Annotated in this window: 14 protein-coding genes; 7 read left to right on the top strand and 7 right to left on the bottom strand. The window is 71.9% G+C overall.

Features of this window, described 5'->3' with window-relative positions; all coding sequences use genetic code 11:
- Positions 1-17: 17 nt before the first annotated feature.
- The 3 genes from ACF062_RS08885 to ACF062_RS08875 all read left to right on the top strand — a co-directional run bounded on the left by ACF062_RS08885 (position 18) and on the right by ACF062_RS08875 (position 2,612).
- Positions 18-1,085 (top strand): UDP-N-acetylmuramate dehydrogenase, encoded by a 1,068-nt coding sequence (locus ACF062_RS08885; RefSeq protein ID WP_392137079.1) that lies wholly within the window; start codon positions 18-20, stop codon positions 1,083-1,085.
- A 75-nt stretch (positions 1,086-1,160) separates the two neighbouring features.
- Positions 1,161-1,973 (top strand): polysaccharide deacetylase family protein, encoded by an 813-nt coding sequence (locus ACF062_RS08880; RefSeq protein WP_392137078.1) that lies wholly within the window; start codon positions 1,161-1,163, stop codon positions 1,971-1,973.
- Positions 1,974-2,177: 204 nt separating this feature from the next.
- Positions 2,178-2,612: an SRPBCC family protein gene (locus ACF062_RS08875; protein ID WP_392137077.1), complete on the top strand. Its 435-nt coding sequence runs from the start codon at positions 2,178-2,180 to the stop codon at positions 2,610-2,612.
- Between the two features lie 45 nt (positions 2,613-2,657).
- Here ACF062_RS08875 and ACF062_RS08870 read toward each other — a convergent pair whose 3' ends face one another.
- The 5 genes from ACF062_RS08870 to ACF062_RS08850 form a co-directional block, all read right to left on the bottom strand.
- Positions 2,658-3,833 carry an XdhC family protein gene (locus ACF062_RS08870; protein ID WP_392137076.1) on the bottom strand — a complete coding sequence of 392 codons (1,176 nt, stop codon included), beginning with the start codon at positions 3,831-3,833 and terminating at the stop codon, positions 2,658-2,660.
- 45 nt (positions 3,834-3,878) lie between these two features.
- Complete coding sequence (locus ACF062_RS08865) at positions 3,879-5,336, bottom strand: NCS2 family permease (RefSeq protein WP_392137075.1); 1,458 nt, start codon at positions 5,334-5,336, stop codon at positions 3,879-3,881.
- 247 nt (positions 5,337-5,583) lie between these two features.
- Positions 5,584-7,971, bottom strand: a complete 2,388-nt coding sequence (locus tag ACF062_RS08860) for a xanthine dehydrogenase family protein molybdopterin-binding subunit (RefSeq protein ID WP_392137074.1) — start codon at positions 7,969-7,971, stop codon at positions 5,584-5,586.
- 4 nt (positions 7,972-7,975) lie between these two features.
- Positions 7,976-8,587, bottom strand: a complete 612-nt coding sequence (locus tag ACF062_RS08855) for a (2Fe-2S)-binding protein (protein WP_392137073.1) — start codon at positions 8,585-8,587, stop codon at positions 7,976-7,978.
- Positions 8,587-9,480 (bottom strand): xanthine dehydrogenase family protein subunit M, encoded by an 894-nt coding sequence (locus tag ACF062_RS08850; protein ID WP_223777570.1) that lies wholly within the window; start codon positions 9,478-9,480, stop codon positions 8,587-8,589. Before ACF062_RS08850 ends, ACF062_RS08855 begins: the two co-directional genes overlap by 1 nt.
- 343 nt (positions 9,481-9,823) lie before the next feature.
- On the opposite strand from ACF062_RS08850, the gene ACF062_RS08845 reads away from it, so the two are divergent.
- Positions 9,824-11,500, top strand: a complete 1,677-nt coding sequence (locus ACF062_RS08845) for a PucR family transcriptional regulator (RefSeq protein ID WP_392137072.1) — start codon at positions 9,824-9,826, stop codon at positions 11,498-11,500.
- Positions 11,501-11,704: 204 nt separating this feature from the next.
- A complete protein-coding gene (locus ACF062_RS08840) occupies positions 11,705-12,466 on the top strand; it encodes a hypothetical protein (protein ID WP_392137071.1) in 762 nt (253 codons plus the stop codon).
- 535 nt (positions 12,467-13,001) lie between these two features.
- On the opposite strand, the gene ACF062_RS08835 is transcribed toward ACF062_RS08840, so the two are convergent.
- A complete protein-coding gene (locus ACF062_RS08835) occupies positions 13,002-13,685 on the bottom strand; it encodes a GntR family transcriptional regulator (protein WP_392137685.1) in 684 nt (227 codons plus the stop codon).
- 180 nt (positions 13,686-13,865) lie between these two features.
- On the opposite strand from ACF062_RS08835, the gene ACF062_RS08830 reads away from it, so the two are divergent.
- Together ACF062_RS08830 and ACF062_RS08825 are read left to right on the top strand one after the other, a co-directional pair.
- Positions 13,866-14,729, top strand: a complete 864-nt coding sequence (locus tag ACF062_RS08830; RefSeq protein WP_392137070.1) for a (2Fe-2S)-binding protein — start codon at positions 13,866-13,868, stop codon at positions 14,727-14,729.
- Between the two features lie 207 nt (positions 14,730-14,936).
- Positions 14,937-15,992, top strand: a complete 1,056-nt coding sequence (locus tag ACF062_RS08825; RefSeq protein ID WP_392137069.1) for a DUF2637 domain-containing protein — start codon at positions 14,937-14,939, stop codon at positions 15,990-15,992.
- Positions 15,993-16,041: 49 nt separating this feature from the next.
- Here ACF062_RS08825 and ACF062_RS08820 read toward each other — a convergent pair whose 3' ends face one another.
- Positions 16,042-16,527 (bottom strand): ATP-binding protein, encoded by a 486-nt coding sequence (locus ACF062_RS08820; RefSeq protein ID WP_392137068.1) that lies wholly within the window; start codon positions 16,525-16,527, stop codon positions 16,042-16,044.
- Between the last annotated feature and the right edge of the window lie 119 nt (positions 16,528-16,646).

Here is a 16,646-nt window from a genome sequence, read left to right as displayed (position 1 = left end):
AGGGAGAACCGCACCGTATGCATGTGACGCACGGGGCCCCGCTCGCCCCCCTGACGACTCTGGGCCTCGGCGGCCCGGCCGCCACGCTCGTGGAGCTGGCCGACCCGGCGGACTTCCCCGAGGTCGTCGCCCTCGTCACCGCCGAGGCGGGGCGCGCCGAGCCCCCGGTCTGTCTCGGCGCGGGCAGCAACACCCTGGTGCACGACTCCGGTTGCTCCACCCCCGTGCTGCGTATGGCCACCCGGGGCATCCGCTTCCTGGACGGCCCCCGGGCGGACCCCGTCCGGATCGAGGTCCAGGCGGGCCACGCGCTGGCGGACCTGGTGGAGGCCACCGTCGCCGAGGGCCTCAAGGGCATGGAGATGCTGACCGGCATCCCCGGCACGGTGGGGGCCACGCCGGTCCAGAACGTCGGCGCGTACGGCCAGGAGATCTCCGACTCGCTCGTCGCGGTGCGGGCGTGGGACTGGCGGACGCGCCGTCACGTCACGCTGGCCGCCGCCGAGTGCGGCCTCGGCCACCGCACCAGCATGTTCAAGCGGTCCCGGCGCTGGACACTGCTCGGGCTCGTCTTCGCCCTGCGCCGTTCACCGCTCAGCGCCCCCGTCGGCTACCGCCAGGTCGCGGCGGAGCTCGACGTCCCGCTCGGCAGCAGTGTGCCCCTGGCCGAAGCCGCCCGGGCGGTGCTGTCGGTCCGGCGCGGCAAGGGGATGGTGCTCGGCTGCTCGGCCGGGGACGAGCGTTCGGTGGGCAGTGTCTTCCTCAGCCCCGAGATCAGCCCCGCGCAGGCCGAGCGGCTGCGGGCGCGCGACGCGCCGGTGAACAGCTTCCCGGACGGCTCCACCCGGGTGAGCGCGAGCTGGCTGATCAGGGAGGCGGGCTTCGAACTCCGCCGGCCCGTCACCCCGGGCGTCCGGGTCTCCTCCCTGCACTACACGCTGGTGGCGGAGGAGCCCACCGACGGTGCCGGCGCCGCCCGCTTCCGCGCGGCCGTGGAGATCGTGCGGCGGCGGGTCGAGGGGCGCACCGGGGTGCGGCTCTCCCCCGAGATCGACTTCCTCGGCGACTGGGATCGCGCCCAATGAATCAACAGATTGCCCGTCAAGGAGACGGATTGCCCACTATGAACCGACTGTATACGCGACGTGTATAGTGCTCGCATGCCTGCCCTGAACACGCCTTTCGCTGCCTTGAAGATGACGCGCGGACCGAGAAGGTTGCCTCGCACCGCCTCCGCCCTCGCGGCGGGGGCCGCCCTCGTCCTCGCGCTGACCGGGTGCACCAAGCTCGACACCACCTCGCCCAGCACCGTCCGCAAGGAGGGCGCGGACGCCAAGGCCGCGGACCAGGGGGCGTTCGGCACGGTCGACTGCCGCAAGGCCAAGTGCGTGGCGCTGACCTTCGACGCGGGGCCCAGCGAGAACACGCCCAGGCTGCTCAAGATCCTCAAGAAGGAGAAGGTCCCCGCCACCTTCTTCACGCTCGGCAAGAACCACATCGTGAAGTACCCCGAGCTCGTGAAGCAGATGGACGCCGAGGGCCACGAGGTGGCGAGCCACACCTGGTCGCACAAGATCCTCACGAAGATCGACCTGGACGAGGCGCGCGAGGAGCTGGAGCGCCCCAACAAGGCGATAGAGAAGCTCATAGGCAAGAAGCCGACGCTGATGCGGCCGCCGCAGGGCCGCACGAACGAGGACATCAACAAGCTCTCCAAGGAGCTCGGGCTCTCCGAGGTCCTGTGGACCGTCACGGCCAAGGACTACACGACCAATGACTCCAAGCTGATCCAGCAGCGGGTCATCGACCAGACCAAGCGGGACGGCATCATCCTGCTGCACGACATCTACAAGGGCACCGTGCCGGCCGTGCCCGGCGTCATCGCCGAGCTGAAGAAGCGGGGCTACGTCTTCGTGACGGTCTCCCAGCTGCTCGCACCGGGCAAGGCCGAGCCCGGCAAGGTCTACCGCTAGCCGCAGGCAGGGGCACTAGGGCCTGTCTGACAATTCGCGTCGTCGCCCGGAGGGCGGCCTCGCGGCGTCAGGTGCGTGCTCTCGGCGTGCCGGGCGTAGGGCCTCGTACTGGATGTACTTGGCTCTGCGCCCGGTGCGGCGAGAGTGCGTGCATGGCGTCGCGAGGCAGGCGGGAATTGTCAGACAGGCCCTAGCCTCGGTGGCGTGGCACTCTTCCGGTTCACCAGGGAAACGGCCCTGCCGCCCGCCGAGGCATGGCGCCGCCTGACCACGTGGGAACGGCACGGCGAGGCCGTCCCGCTCACCCGCGTCACGGTCCGCACTCCCCCGCCCACACGCGTGGGCACGGTCTTCGTCGCCCGCACCGCGCTCGGCCCCATCGGCTTCGACGACACGATGGAGGTCGTCGACTGGCGGCCCCCCGAGGGCGCCACGCCGGGCCGGTGCCGCCTGGAGAAGCGGGGCGAGGCCGTCATGGGCTGGGCGGAGATCGAGGTGGGGCCGGGTCCCGTCGGCTCCCGGATCGTCTGGCACGAGGAACTGCGGCTGCGGCCGCTGCCGTCGCTCTTCGACGGCGCGCTGTCCGCGGTCGCCCGGCCGGTGTTCGCGCGCGTGGTCACGCGCCTCACGAAGGCTTGACCGCGTCCGACCGCCCACGCGGCGCCCTGGCCCGCCTCCGTCGGCTCAGGCCACCGACCCGATCCGCCCCGCCGGCTTCCGCGCGCCGTCATGGTGGATCGGCGTGTGCGCGCCGGTGAGCGAGACACCGCTGCCGCCGCGGCGGCCCGCGACGATCTCCGCGGCGATGGACAGGGCGGTCTCCTCGGGCGTACGGGCGCCGAGGTCGAGGCCGATGGGCGACCTCAGCCGCGCCAGCTCGAGGTCGGTGACGCCGACTTCGCGCAGCCGGGCGTTGCGGTCCTCATGGGTGCGGCGCGAGCCCATCGCGCCGACGTAGGCGACGGGCAGCCGCAGCGCGAGGCGCAGCAGCGGTACGTCGAACTTGGCGTCGTGGGTCAGCACGCACAGCACGGTGCGGGCGTCGACGCCGGTGGTCTCAAGGTAGCGGTGCGGCCACTCGACGACGATCTCGTCGGCGTCGGGGAAGCGCGCGGCCGTCGCGAAGACGGGGCGGGCGTCGCACACCGTGACGTGGTAGCCGAGGAACTTGCCGATGCGTACGAGCGCCGAGGCGAAGTCGATGGCACCGAAGACGATCATGCGGGGCGGCGGCACGCTCGACTCGACGAGGACCGTCAGCGGCGATCCGCACCGTGACCCGTCCTCGCCGATCTCCACGGTCGCGGTGCGCCCCGCGTCGAGCAGGGCGCGGGCCTCCCCGGCGACCGTGCGGTCCAGCTCCGGATGTCCGCCGAGGCCGCCCTCGTACCCATCCTCGTACTCACCCTCGTAGTCGTCGGAAGGGCGTACGAGAAGGGCGCGGCCCATCAGTTCGGCCGGCCCGGCGGTGACGCGGGCGACCGCCGCCGCGCGCCCCGAGGAGGCGGCGGCGAGGGCGGCGGCGAGCACCGGTCGCGACGGGGTGTCCGCGCGGACCGGGGTGACGAGGATGTCGATGACGCCGCCGCAGGTCAGACCCACGGCGAAGGCGTCCTCGTCGCTGTAGCCGAAGCGTTCGAGAACGGTCTCACCGTCCTCCAGCGCCTGCCTGCACAGCTCGTAGACGGCGCCCTCCACACAGCCGCCGGAGACCGAGCCGATGGCCGTGCCGGACGCGTCGACGGCGAGTGCGGCGCCGGGCTGCCGGGGCGCGCTGCCGCCGACCGCCACGACCGTGGCGACGGCGAAGTCACGTCCCTGCCCGATCCACCGGTGCAGCTCGTCGGCGATGTCCAGCATGTCGGCCTCCTCAAGGCTCTACGGGTGTGCGGAGGGCCCGGCGCCTCAGTGGACGCCCAGCCATCCTTCGATGGGGTTGAGGGCGAAGTAGACGAGGAAGATCAGCGTCAGGCCCCACATGAAGGCGCCGATCTCCCTTGCCTTCCCCTGGGCGATCTTGATGGCGACCCAGGCGATGACGCCCGCCGCGACACCGGTGGTGATGGTGTACGTGAAGGGCATGAGGACGACGGTCAGGAAGACCGGGATGGCGGTGGCCCGGTCGGCCCAGTCGACGTGCCGGGCGTTCATCATCATCATCGCTCCGATGACGACGAGCGCGGCGGAGGCGACCTCCTGGGGCACGATCGCGGTGATCGGCGTGAAGAAGAGGCAGGCCGCGAAGAACAGGCCGGTGACGACCGAGGCGAGGCCGGTGCGGGCGCCTTCGCCGACACCGGTCGCCGACTCGACGAAGACGGTCTGGCCGGAGCCGCCCGCCACGCCGCCGATGGCGCCGCCGGCGCCGTCGATGAACAGTGCCTTGGACAGGCCCGGCATGCGGCCCTTGTCGTCGGCGAGGTTGGCCTCGGTGCCGACGCCGATGATGGTGGCCATCGCGTCGAAGAACCCGGCGAGCACCAGCGTGAAGACGATCATGCCGACCGTCATCGCGCCGACCTTCTCCCAGCCGCCGAACTCGACGTCGCCGAAGAGCGAGAAGTCGGGCGAGGAGACCGCGCTGCCGTGCAGCTCGGGGGCGCCGTTGGCCCACTGCTTGGGGTCGATGACATCCAGGGCGTTGAGGATGAGGGCGACCACCGTGCCGGTGACGATGCCGATCAGGATCGCGCCGGGGGTGTTGCGCGCCTGGAGCATGAAGATGAGGAGCAGGGTGCCCGCGAAGAGCAGGACGGGCCAGCCCGAGAGCTCGCCGGCCGGGCCGAGCGAGAGCGGGGTCGCCTTGCCGGGGTGGACGAAGCCGCCCTTGACCAGGCCGATCATGGCGATGAACAGGCCGATGCCCATGGTGATGCCGTGTTTGAGGGCGAGCGGGATCGCGTTCATGATCATCTCGCGGAGCCCGGTGACCACAAGGAGCATGATCACGACGCCGTACATCACGCACATGCCCATGGCCTGCGGCCACGTCATCTCGGGTGCGACCTGTGAGGCGATGACTCCGGAGACGGAGAGTCCGGCGGCCAGGGCCAGCGGCACCTTGCCGACGAAGCCCATCAGGAGGGTGGTGGCCGCGGCGGCGAGCGCCGTCGCGGTGACCAGTGCCTGATGGCTCATGGTGTTGCCCGCCGCGTCCTTGCCGGACAGGAGCACGGGGTTGAGCAGGACGATGTACGCCATCGCCATGAAGGTGGTGATTCCGCCGCGCACCTCGCGCGCGACCGTGGATCCTCTCCGGGATATGTGAAAGTACCGGTCGAGCCAAGACCTGCCGGCCGGGACGCGTGAGCCGGGGCCCGCGTCCTCTGCGGTGGTCTTCGGCTCCACTGACGACTGGGTCATGGTGCCTACTCCCAAGGTTCACAGGGGCACCCGCGAAAGTTTGCGGGATTTGGGATGGTGCGTTGGCTGCACGACCCGGGGGACGGCCCGAGACGAACGACATCTCCCTCATGACGGACATCACGAGGGAAGACGACATCTCCCTCGTCACGAGGGGGAGTTGGGTTCCGAGCGGTGTGGGCGGCGGGAAGTGTGACGTTCCTGGGAGGCACACACCGCTCGGAGGCTCTGCGTGATCCGGGACGGATCAGGTGCCGGTGAGGTGTTCGGGCCGTACCGGCGTCTTGGTGAGCTCAAGACCCGTCGCGTTCCTGATGGCCGCGAGGACCGCCGGGGTGGACGAGAGGGTCGGGGCCTCGCCGATCCCGCGCACCCCGTAGGGAGCGTTGGGGTCGGCCAGTTCGAGGTAGTCGACCGGGATGGTCGGCGTGTCGAGGAGGGTCGGGATCAGGTAGTCCGTGAAGGAAGGATTCTTCACCTTCGCGGTCTTCGGGTCGACGATGATCTCCTCCATCACCGCCACGCCCAGGCCCTGGGTGGTGCCACCCTGGATCTGACCGATGACGGAGAGCGGGTTGATCGCCTTGCCGACGTCCTGCGCGCAGGCCAGCTCGATGACCTTGACCAGGCCGAGCTCGGTGTCGACCTCCACCACCGCGCGGTGCGCGGCGAACGCGTACTGGACGTGGCCGTTGCCCTGGCCGGTGACGAGGTCGAAGGGCTGGGTGGGGCGGTGGCGCCACTCCTCCTCGATCTCCACGGCCTCGTCCTCCAGGACGTCCACCAGGGAGGCGAGGGCCTCGCCGCCGTCGGTGACGACCTTGCCGCCCTCCAGGAGGAGTTCGGCGCTCGCCCACGCCGGGTGGTACGAGCCGAACTTGCGCCGGCCGATCTCCAGGACCTTCTCGCGCACGAGCGAGCAGGAGTTCTTGATGGCGCCGCCGGTCATGTACGTCTGACGGCCCGCGGATGTCGAACCGGCCGAGCCCACCTGGGTGTCGGCGGGGTGGATGGTGACCTGCTGGACGCCCAGCTCGGTGCGGGCGATCTGCGCGTGGATGGTGACACCGCCCTGGCCGACCTCCGCCGCTGCGGTGTGGACGGTGGCGACGGCCTCGCCGTTGATGACCTCCAGGCGGATCTTGGCGGTCGAGTAGTCGTCGAAGCCCTCGGAGAAGCCGACGTTCTTGATGCCGACCGCGTAGCCGACGCCGCGGACGACGCCCTCGCCGTGCGTGGTGTTGGACAGGCCACCGGGCAGCGCGCGGACGTCGGCGCCCTCGCTGGACTCCCACTGGCGCTCGGGCGGCATCGGACGGGCCTTGACGCGGCGCAGCAGTTCGGCGACCGGCGCGGGCGAGTCGACCGGCTGGCCGGTCGGCATGATCGTGCCCTGCTCCATGGCGTTCTTCTGCCGGAACTCCACCGGGTCCATGCCGAGCTTCGCGGCCAGCTTGTCCATCTGCGCCTCGTAGGCGAAGCACGCCTGGACCGCGCCGAAGCCGCGCATGGCGCCGCAGGGCGGGTTGTTGGTGTAGAGGCCGATCGCCTCGATCTCGACGTCGTCGACGACGTACGGGCCGACCGAGAGGGACGCGGCGTTGCCCACGACCGACGGCGTGGACGACATGTAGGCGCCGCCGTCCAGGACGATCTTGCACTTCATGTGCGTGAGCTTGCCGTCCTTGGTGGCGCCGTGCTCGTAGTAGAGCTTCGCCGGGTGCCGGTGGACGTGGCCGAAGAAGGACTCGTAGCGGTTGTAGACCATCTTCACCGGCTTGCCCGTGCGCAGGGCGAGCACGGAGGCGAGGATCTGCATCGAGATGTCCTCGCGGCCGCCGAACGCGCCGCCGACGCCCGCCATCGTCATCCGCACCTTCTCCTCGGGCAGGCCGAGGCAGGGCGCGATCTGCTTGAGGTCGGAGTGCAGCCACTGGGTGGCGACGTACAGGTCGATGCCGCCGTCCTCGGCGGGTACCGCGAGGCCGGACTCCGGGCCGAGGAAGGCCTGGTCCTGCATGCCGAAGGTGTACTCGCCGGTGACGATGGCGTCGGCCTTCTTGGCGGCCTCGGCGGCGTTGCCCCGGATGATCGGCTGGCGGTGCACGATGTTGGGGTGCGTGACGTGGCCGGCGTGGTGGTCGCCGCGGTCCTCGTGGACCAGGATCGCGTCCGGGGCGAGCGCGGAGGCCTCATCGGTGATGAGGGGCAGCTCGCGGTACTCGATCCTGATCTTCGCGGCGGCGCGGCGCGCGGTCTCCGGGTGGTCGGCGGCCACGAGGGCGACCGGCTCACCGTGGTGGCGGACCTTGCCGTAGGCCAGGACGGGGGTGTCCTGGTACTCCATGCCGTAGTTCTTCGCGGCGGGCAGGTCCTCGTGCGTCAGGACGGCGTGGACGCCGGCCGTCGCGAGGGCCTCGGAGGTGTCGATGGAGACGATCTCGGCGTGCGCCACGGTGGAGCGCAGGATCTGACCCCACAGCATGTCCTCGTGCCACATGTCCGAGGAGTAGGCGAACTCGCCGGTGACCTTCAGGGTGCCGTCGGGGCGGAGCGTGGACTCGCCGATGCCGCCCTTGCTCTTGGCGCCCTGGGTGACCTTCGCGGGGATACCGGTCGTACGGGTGTCGGCCATGGCGTCAGGCTCCCTGGCTCGGAGCGGTCTCGGACTGGCGCGCGGCGGCGAGGCGTACCGCGTCCATGATCTTCTCGTAGCCCGTGCAGCGGCACAGGTTGCCCGAGAGCGCCTCGCGGATGTCCGCGTCGGACGGGCTCGGGTTGCGCTCCAGCATCTCGTCGGCCGCGACGAGCAGGCCGGGGGTGCAGAAACCGCACTGGACGGCGCCCGCGTCGATGAACGCCTGCTGGATCGGCGACAGTTCGCCGCCCTCACCCGTCTGCGAGTCCAGCGGCTTGGCCTGCCACTGCTGGGCGTCCTGGAGCGACGTACCACCGGGGGTGCCGCACGCGCCGGTGCCGCAACCGCCGTGCTCCGCGCGCTGCTTGGCGTAGTCGGCGAGGCCCTCGACGGTGACGACGTCCCGTCCCTCGGCCTGTCCTGCGGCGACCAGACACGAACACACCGGCACGCCGTCGAGACGGACGGTGCAGGAACCGCACTCGCCCTGCTCGCAGGCGTTCTTGGAGCCGGGCAGGCCCATGCGCTCACGCAGCACGTACAGCAGGGACTCGCCCTCCCATACGTCGTCGGCTTCCTGCGGACGGCCGTTGACCGTGAAGTTGACACGCATTACGCGACTCCCTCCGTGCTGCCGCGGCCCGTGCCGCGGTACGACTCCCAGGTCCAGCCCAGCGTGCGGCGGGCCATGATCCCGACGGCGTGGCGGCGGTAGTTCGCCGTGCCCCGCACGTCGTCGATCGGGTTGGCGGCTCCGGAGGCGAGCTCCGCGAACTGCTTGGCGATCGAGGGGGTGATGATCTTCTTGCTGTCCCAGAAGCCGCCCTCTTCGAGGGCCGCGTTCAAGAACTCCTCGGCGGCCTTCGCGCGGATCGGGGTCGGCGCGGCGGAGCCGATGCCGGTCCGCACGGTCCGGGTCTCGGGGTGCAGCGCGATGCCGAACGCGCATACGGCGATGACCATGGCGTTGCGCGTGCCGACCTTGGAGTACTGCTGCGGCCCGTCGGCCTTCTTGATGTGGACGGCCCTGATCAGCTCGTCCTCGGCGAGGGCGTTGCGCTTCACGCCGGTGTAGAAGTCGTCGATCGGGATCAGGCGCGAGCCGCGCACCGACTCCACCTCGACCTCGCAGCCCGCGGCGAGCAGCGCCGGGTGGGCGTCACCGGCCGGGGACGCCGTGCCGAGGTTGCCGCCGACGCCGCCGCGGTTGCGGATCTGCGGCGAGGCGACGGTGTGCGAGGCGAGCGCCAGGCCGGGGAGCTCGCTGCGCAGCTCCTCCATGATCTGGGTGTACGGGACGGAGGCGCCGAGCCGGACCGTCTCCTCGCCCGTCTCCCACTCGCGCAGCTCGGCGACGCGGTTGAGGTCAAGCAGGTACTCGGGACGGCGGTGATCGAAGTTGATCTCGACCATCACGTCGGTGCCACCCGCAATCGGCACAGCCGTGGGGTGCTCGGCCTTGGCGGCGAGCGCCTCCTCCCAGCTGGCGGGGCGAAGGAAGTCCATGAGGCTCTCTTCTTCGTGTCGAGGGTCGTTCGCTGCGAGGGACGGGACGAAGGCGTTCCGTATCGGCCACTCGGGCCCTTGGTCCCTCGACTGCTCGTTCATCTGCTGTTAACGCGGAGTGGGGCAAGTACACCGCCCGCTGCTCCCATGGGGTCAGTCACCGAAACCATGAAGGAGTTGGCTGGCCAAGCCGCGCGTCTTGTAGATTCGTATGAAGAACGGGTCTCAGTAACCTCGCGGAATCCCCCGGGAAACCACGGGCCCCCGGCGGCACACGGCCCCGGCCCTGACGAGCCCACCTACTTGTAGATGACATTCGAGACAGATCGGCGGCGACGACACCATGCGGCTGCGCGCACTCCTGGACACCGACGCGCTGGGCCTGCGGCTGCTCGGCGGCGAGGACGAGCTGGACCGCACCGTGCGCGGTGTGATGACCACGGACCTGCGGGACCCGAGCCGCTATCTGGCGGGCGGCGAGCTGGTCCTGACCGGCCTCGCCTGGCGCCGTGACGCCTCCGATACCGAGCCTTTCGTCCGCATCCTCGCGAGCGCGGGCGTGGCGGCGCTCGCCGCGGGCGAGGCCGAGCTCGGCGACATCCCCGCCGACATCGTCGAGGCCTGCGCCCGCCACCGCCTGCCGCTCTTCGCGGTCAACGAATCCGTGGCCTTCGCGACGATCACCGAACACGTCGTACGTCAGGTCTCCGGCGAGCGCGCGGGCGACCTCGCGGCCGTCGTCGACCGGCACCGCCGCCTGATGACCTCGGGCCCGGCGGGCGGCGGCCCCGACGTCGTCCTCGACCTGCTCGGCACCGACCTGGATCTGCGGGCCTGGGTGCTCTCGCCCGCCGGGCGCACCATCGCCGGGTCCGGCGCCGCGGGCACGGCCCTGCCGGCCACCGTCTGCGCGCGGCTGGCCGGGGAGCACTTGGCCGCCGCCCGCACCGGGCGGCGCGGGCCGCACCGCGTGGCGGTGGAGGGGGTGACGTACTCGCTGTTCCCCGTTCGGACCAGTGGCCGGGGAGCGGGCGGCGCCTCGCGCGACGTGCGCGAGACGGTGCTCTCCGACTGGGTCCTCGCCGTCGAGGCCGACGCGGGCGACTGGCCCGAGGAGCGGCTCGACCTGCTCCAGGGCGTGACGCAGCTGATCGCGGTGGAGCGGGACCGGCGGGACGCCGCCCGCACCGTGCGGCGCCGCCTGGCCCAGGAGGTCCTTGAGCTGGTGCAGACCGGCGCGGCCCCGGCGGAGATCGCCGCGCGGCTGCGCGTCGCCGCGCCCGTGCTGCTGCCGGGGCTCGGCGCGGCCCCGCACTGGCAGGTCGTGGTGGCCCGCGTCGAGTGGGACGGCGGCGACATCGAGGGCGGCCCGGTGGCCCAGGCCCTCCTGGAGGAGATCCTCGTCGACCCCGTCGCCGCGGGGCCCGAGCCGTCCGACCGGATCGCGGTCGCGCACACCGGCGACGAGGCCATCGCGCTGGTGCCGCTCCCCGCGGTCTCCACCGAGCACGACGGCTCCGAGTCGGGGCTGCTCGCCGACGCCCTCCTGGAGTCGGTCCGCGCCCCGCTGTCGGCGGGCCTCGACGGCGACGGCCGCCTCACGCTCGGCGTCAGCGCCTCCGTCCACTCGGCGGAGGGGCTGCGTGGCGCCCTTGAGGAGGCGCGGCACGCCCGCCGTGTCGCCGCCGCGCGTCCCGGCCGGGTCTGCGCGGCCGGGCACCAGGAGCTGGCCTCGCACGTGCTGCTGCTGCCCTTCGTCCCCGACGACGTGCGCCGGGCGTTCACGGCGCGGCTCCTGGACCCGCTGCGGGAGTACGACCAGCGGCACCGGGCCGAGCTGATCCCCACCCTGGAGGCGTTCCTCGACTGCGACGGTTCGTGGACGCGGTGCGCGGCGCGGCTGCACCTGCACGTCAACACGTTGCGCTACCGGGTGGGCCGTATCGAGCAGTTGACGGGCCGTGATCTCTCTCGGCTCGAGGACAAGCTCGACTTCTTCCTCGCCCTGCGGATGAGCTGAGGAAATCCGGGCGGGGCGCCCGGGAGGTCCCGGCGCCCCGAGGCCCTCCCGTTGCCCGGCCTTTGTGAATTCTTTCACCCAGCCTCTTGGCCGGACGCCGCCATCCATGCTGAGATTCGCCCACGGCTCAACACCTCTGACTCAACGGCTCTGACTCAACAGCTCAATGGTGTGCTCGGGGAGGGCAACGTGGCGCATACCGCCATGTCTGGTACCGGAACGATTGCAGGGAACGATCCACTCCAGACCGCGGTATGGCGGCTGCGCTCGCGCGGCTGCTGGACCGACGCGGCCGCGCTGCTGGCCTCACGGACCGGTCCTGCGCCGGCGCTCCAGCGGGCATCGCTCCTCGTCGAGCGCTGCCTGTTCACCGGGGACGGCTGGGCCGAGGCCGAGGACGGGCTGCGGACCGCGGAGGCGCTGGCCGAGGACGACGACGACCGTGGTGCGGCGGCCTGCGAGCGGGGCCAACTTGCTTACGCTTCCACGGTGTTGGGGGTACGCGACCGGGCCGACGAAGCGCGTACGGCGCTCGGCAGGGCGGCCGCGCTGCTCGCCCCCAACGCTTCGGGGCGGCCACTGCTCGACTTCCGCCGGGGGCTGATCGCCGAGCACCTCGCCGATTCGCCGCAGGCCGCGAAAGCCGCGTACCGGCGGGCGCACGCGGGGGCCACGACGCGCGACGATTCCCTGCTGCTCTCGTTCACCTGGCGGCATCTGGCCGGACTCGCCCTGCGGGACGGGGAGTTGGCGGAGGCGCGGCACGGCTTCGCCGAATCGCTGCGGATCCGGGAGGAGTTGGGGTACCTCGTGGGGACGGCGCCGGCGCTGGCCGCGCTGGCGGACGCGGAGCCGGAGCCGGAGGCCACGCGGTTGCGCACCGAGGCCACGCGGTTGTTCCGTCTCCTCGGCGGTGTCCCCGCCTGGCTCTCCCCCCACCTCACGCCTCCGGCACCGGCGGTCTGACCTCGGGTCCCGGGGGCGGTGCGGGGCTGGGCGTTGCGTGGCGTGGCGTGGCGTCCCCGGGGGCGCGGAGGGCTCGGCGTGGCGTTGCCTCCCCCGGGTCGCGGGGGCTGTCGACTCGGCAAGGCGTTGTCCGGGGCGGCCTGGCCTCTCGGTCCCGGCAGCGCTGCCGGCTCGGCCCGGTGTTGCCTCCCGGCAGACCTTTCCCACCCACCCGTTTACCCGGCAGCTTCAAGGCCGCACCCACACAGCACTCTCGAAGCCCCCTCTAACGGGCGGGTGGGTGGGAGAGGCCCCTGCGGGAGCACACCTGACCGCACCTCCACTACCTGACCCAAGCCTCCGCACCGGCGCGCGGGCGGGAAAGGTCCCGCGGGAGCACACGTGACCGCACCTCAAACCCGGCCCCAGCCTCCGCACAGGCACCCGGGAGCCACCGTGACCGCACGTCAACACCCGGCCCGCCCCTCCGCACTCTCGAAGCCACCCCGCACGGGCGGGTGGGCGGGAAAGGTCCCGCGGGACGCCCACGCACCCCTCACCCCTCCGCCCCCGCGAAGTGCTCCCCCACCAACCTCCGGACCACCCCGAGATCCTGCGCGACCAACGCCTCCAGCAACGCCATGTGCTCCGCCGCATCCGCCACCAGATCCGCCCGCCGCCCCGAGACGGGCCCACTGACCAGCGGCCACTGCGACCGCCGGTGCAGATCGTCCGCCACCTGGACCAGTTGCTGGTTGCCGGAGAGGGAGAGCACCGCCCCGTGGAAGGCGCGGTCGGACTCCGCGTAGCGCGCGAGGTCACCGCAGGCCGCCGCCGTCACGGTCGCCTCGGCCAGCGGCAGCAGCCCGGACCAGCGCGCCGCGGGCACCGTACGGGCGAGCCGCAGCATCACCGGCACCTCGATCAGCGCCCGCACCTCCGCCAGCTCCGCCAGCTCCCGGGCGCCGCGCTCGACGACCCGGAAGCCGCGGTTGGGGACAACCTCCACCGCGCCCTCGATCGCCAGCTGCTGCATCGCCTCCCGCACGGGCGTCGCGGAGACCCCGAAGCGCTCGCCGAGCACCGGCGCCGAGTACACCTGGCCGGGCGTGAGCTCACCGCCCACCAGGGCGCTCCGCAGGGCGTCGAGGATCTGGCCGCGTACGGAGTTGCGCCGTACGACCCCGGCCCCGGCTCCGGCCCCGGGCCCGGCCTGCTGCGGCACCCGGACCCCCCGCACTCCGGCCTGCTCCACGACGTCCACCCGCGTCCACTCGCTCCGACCCGGAGCCCCGCCCCAGAGGTCTGCACTTGAAAGGTACGACAGGCACCATAGGCGGACAGGACCGCGGTTGAAACCTCGATCACGTCGGGTAAGGTAAGGCTAACCTGCAATCGATCGCGATTCGGTGGTCCCCGCATGTCCGTTCCCACCTTGGCCGCGCCCGCCCGGAGCGCCTCCAGCGCCGTCGCGGACTCCTATGCCCGCCTCACCGAGGTGTTTCCCGGACTGCGCGTCATCGAACTCGGCCCCGAGGAGCAGGCCCCACAGGGCGGCGGCTGGGTCAGTGCCGCCCGGCTCGCGGAGGGTGGGGCCGACCTCGACGCGTTCCTCGCGTGGGACGACGCGCAGGTCGTCAAGGACTACGGCACGCGCGCCCGGCCGGACGTCGTCGCGGGCTTCGGCCTGCACCGGTACGCCTGGCCGGCCACGCTGCTGATCACGGTCCCGTGGTTCCTGCACCGCCGCGTCCCGCGCTTCCCGGTGGCGAACGTCTCCTTCCAGCGCGCCCTCGGCCGGATGGCCGTGCGCGCGGACGGCTTCGCCTGCCTGCCGGACGACCCGGCCGCCACGCTGCCCGGTGCCCGCGTCGTGGCCGACGAGGAGGCGCTGCGCGCGGAGGTACGGGCGGCGGTCGCCGAACACCTGGGCCCGCTCCTGGACGGCTTCGGCCCGAGGATGCGGCGCCGCTCGCGCGCCCTGTGGAGCGTCGCCACGGACGAGATCGTCGAAGGTCTGTGGTACATCGCGCACCTCCTCGGTGAGGAGCGCCGCGCGATGACCGAGCTGGAGCAGCTGCTGCCCGGCGCCACGAAGCCGTACGTGGGCACGGCCGGTTTCCGGGAGCTGACGGGCCCCGACGGTCAGGCGCTGGCGACCCGTGACCGGGCGAGCTGCTGCATGTTCTACACGCTGCGCCCCGAGGACACCTGCGTCACCTGCCCGCGCACCTGCGACGCCGAGCGCGTCGCGCGGCTGAGCGCCGCCGCCACGGCCGACTGAGCCACCCGCGAATCACTCCAACGCGTCGTTTTCCTCGAATTAATCGAACTCGACGACCGCTCCCCCGAAGTCAGTTCGAGCAAAATCGGGTCCCATGCGCTCCCTCGCACCCCCTTGGCGTTCTCTTGCCCCGAAACCCTCTTGAGTGCCGCTCCGATCGGGTCACTATGGCGCCGAAACGCCCTACCGCGACGCAAGGGACCCCAGATGAGACTGACCGACATATCGCTGGACTGGCTGCTCCCCGGCGGCGTCCTGCTCCTGGGCATGCTGGTGGCGGTGGCGGTGCTCGCACGCGGCAGGCGAGGCCACGACAAGACGGCGAAGGCGGGCGACGACTCGTGGGAACGCGCCGAGGAGCGCCGCAGGCGTAAGGAAGCCATCTACGGCACCGCGTCCTACGTCCTGTTGTTCTGCTGCGCGGCGGTCGCCGCCGCTCTCTCCTTCCACGGCCTGGTCGGCTTCGGCCGGCAGAATCTCAGCCTCTCGGGCGGCTGGGAGTACCTCGTGCCCTTCGGCCTCGACGGCGCGGCGATGTTCTGTTCCGTCCTCGCCGTGCGCGAGGCCAGCCACGGCGACGCGGCGCTCGGCTCGCGGCTGCTCGTGTGGACGTTCGCCGGCGCCGCGGCCTGGTTCAACTGGGTGCACGCTCCCCGGGGCCTCGGCCACGCAGGCGCCCCGCAGTTCTTCGCCGGAATGTCGCTGTCGGCGGCGGTGCTCTTCGACCGCGCCCTGAAGCAGACCCGCCGGGCGGCGCTGCGCGAGCAGGGTCTCGTGCCCCGCCCGCTGCCGCAGATCCGTATCGTGCGCTGGCTGCGCGCGCCCCGCGAGACCTTCGGCGCCTGGTCGCTGATGCTCCTCGAAGGCGTACGCACCCTGGACGAGGCCGTGGAAGAGGTGCGGGAGGACCGCCGCGAGAAGGAGCGCACCCGGCTGCGCAGGCGCGACCAGGAGAAGCTGGACCGCGCCCGGCTGAAGGCGATCAGCCGCGGCCACCGGGGCTACGCCCGCGGCGGCCGTCAGGTGGAGGTGCAGGCCGTCGCTCCGGCCGCGGGGTCCGCGCAGGTCGGCGCGGACCCTGCCATAGCGGCGCAGGAACCGCTGCCGGTACGCGCCCGCCCCTCCCTCCAGGCCGTCAAGGCCGACTCTGAGGCCGTCACCCCCGTCACCGTCGACCTGACGGCGGAGGACGACACCCAGGCCCTGCCCCGGCTCGACTCGCTGGAGCGGAAACTGAAGGACCTCGAGCAGCAGTTCGGCTGAGAACGGGCAGCAGTTCGCCCGACAAGCGGCGGTGGCAGGGCTGATCGGCTCACGCCATGCCGCCACCGTTCAGTTCGAACCACACCACCTTCCCCACCCCGTGGGCGCGCACGCCCCACGCGTCGGCGAGGGACTGCACGAGGACCAGCCCCCGGCCGTTCGTACCGCTGTCGGCGTCCGGTACGCGCGGCTCGGGGCGGCGTCCCACGAAGTCCCGTACCTCGACGCGCAGGCCGCGCGGGCCCAGGGTCGCGGTGACTATCGCGTCGTGATCGGTGTGCACCAGCGCGTTGGTGACCAGCTCGCTGGTGAGCAGCTCGGCTATGTCGGCCCGGGCCGGTTTCCCCCAGCGTCTGAGGAATTCCCGCAGGGCGCTCCTGACATCGGACACCGCCGACAGGTCGGACCTTCGCAGTCTGCGCCTGAGCTGGACCCGGTCAGGGCCCGGCTGCGCTCCCTCGGCGAATTCGTCCCGTACGTTCGGTGAAGAGGCCCCGATTCCCCCGGGGCCGCCCCCACGTGACTGCCTCGTCATGACCCCCGCCCACAAAGCGATGACCGTGCCTCCCTGCTCGAACAACCTCACGGAATGCATGCCCCGGCCCAAAGACGGCACTCCTGTCGAATCATCAAACAATGGCGCGGGTGTGCCGG

Origin of the sequence: Streptomyces sp. NPDC015345 (assembly GCF_043078805.1) — a bacterium.
Classification (GTDB): domain Bacteria; phylum Actinomycetota; class Actinomycetes; order Streptomycetales; family Streptomycetaceae; genus Streptomyces.
This window is presented reverse-complemented; position numbering and strand designations above follow the sequence as displayed.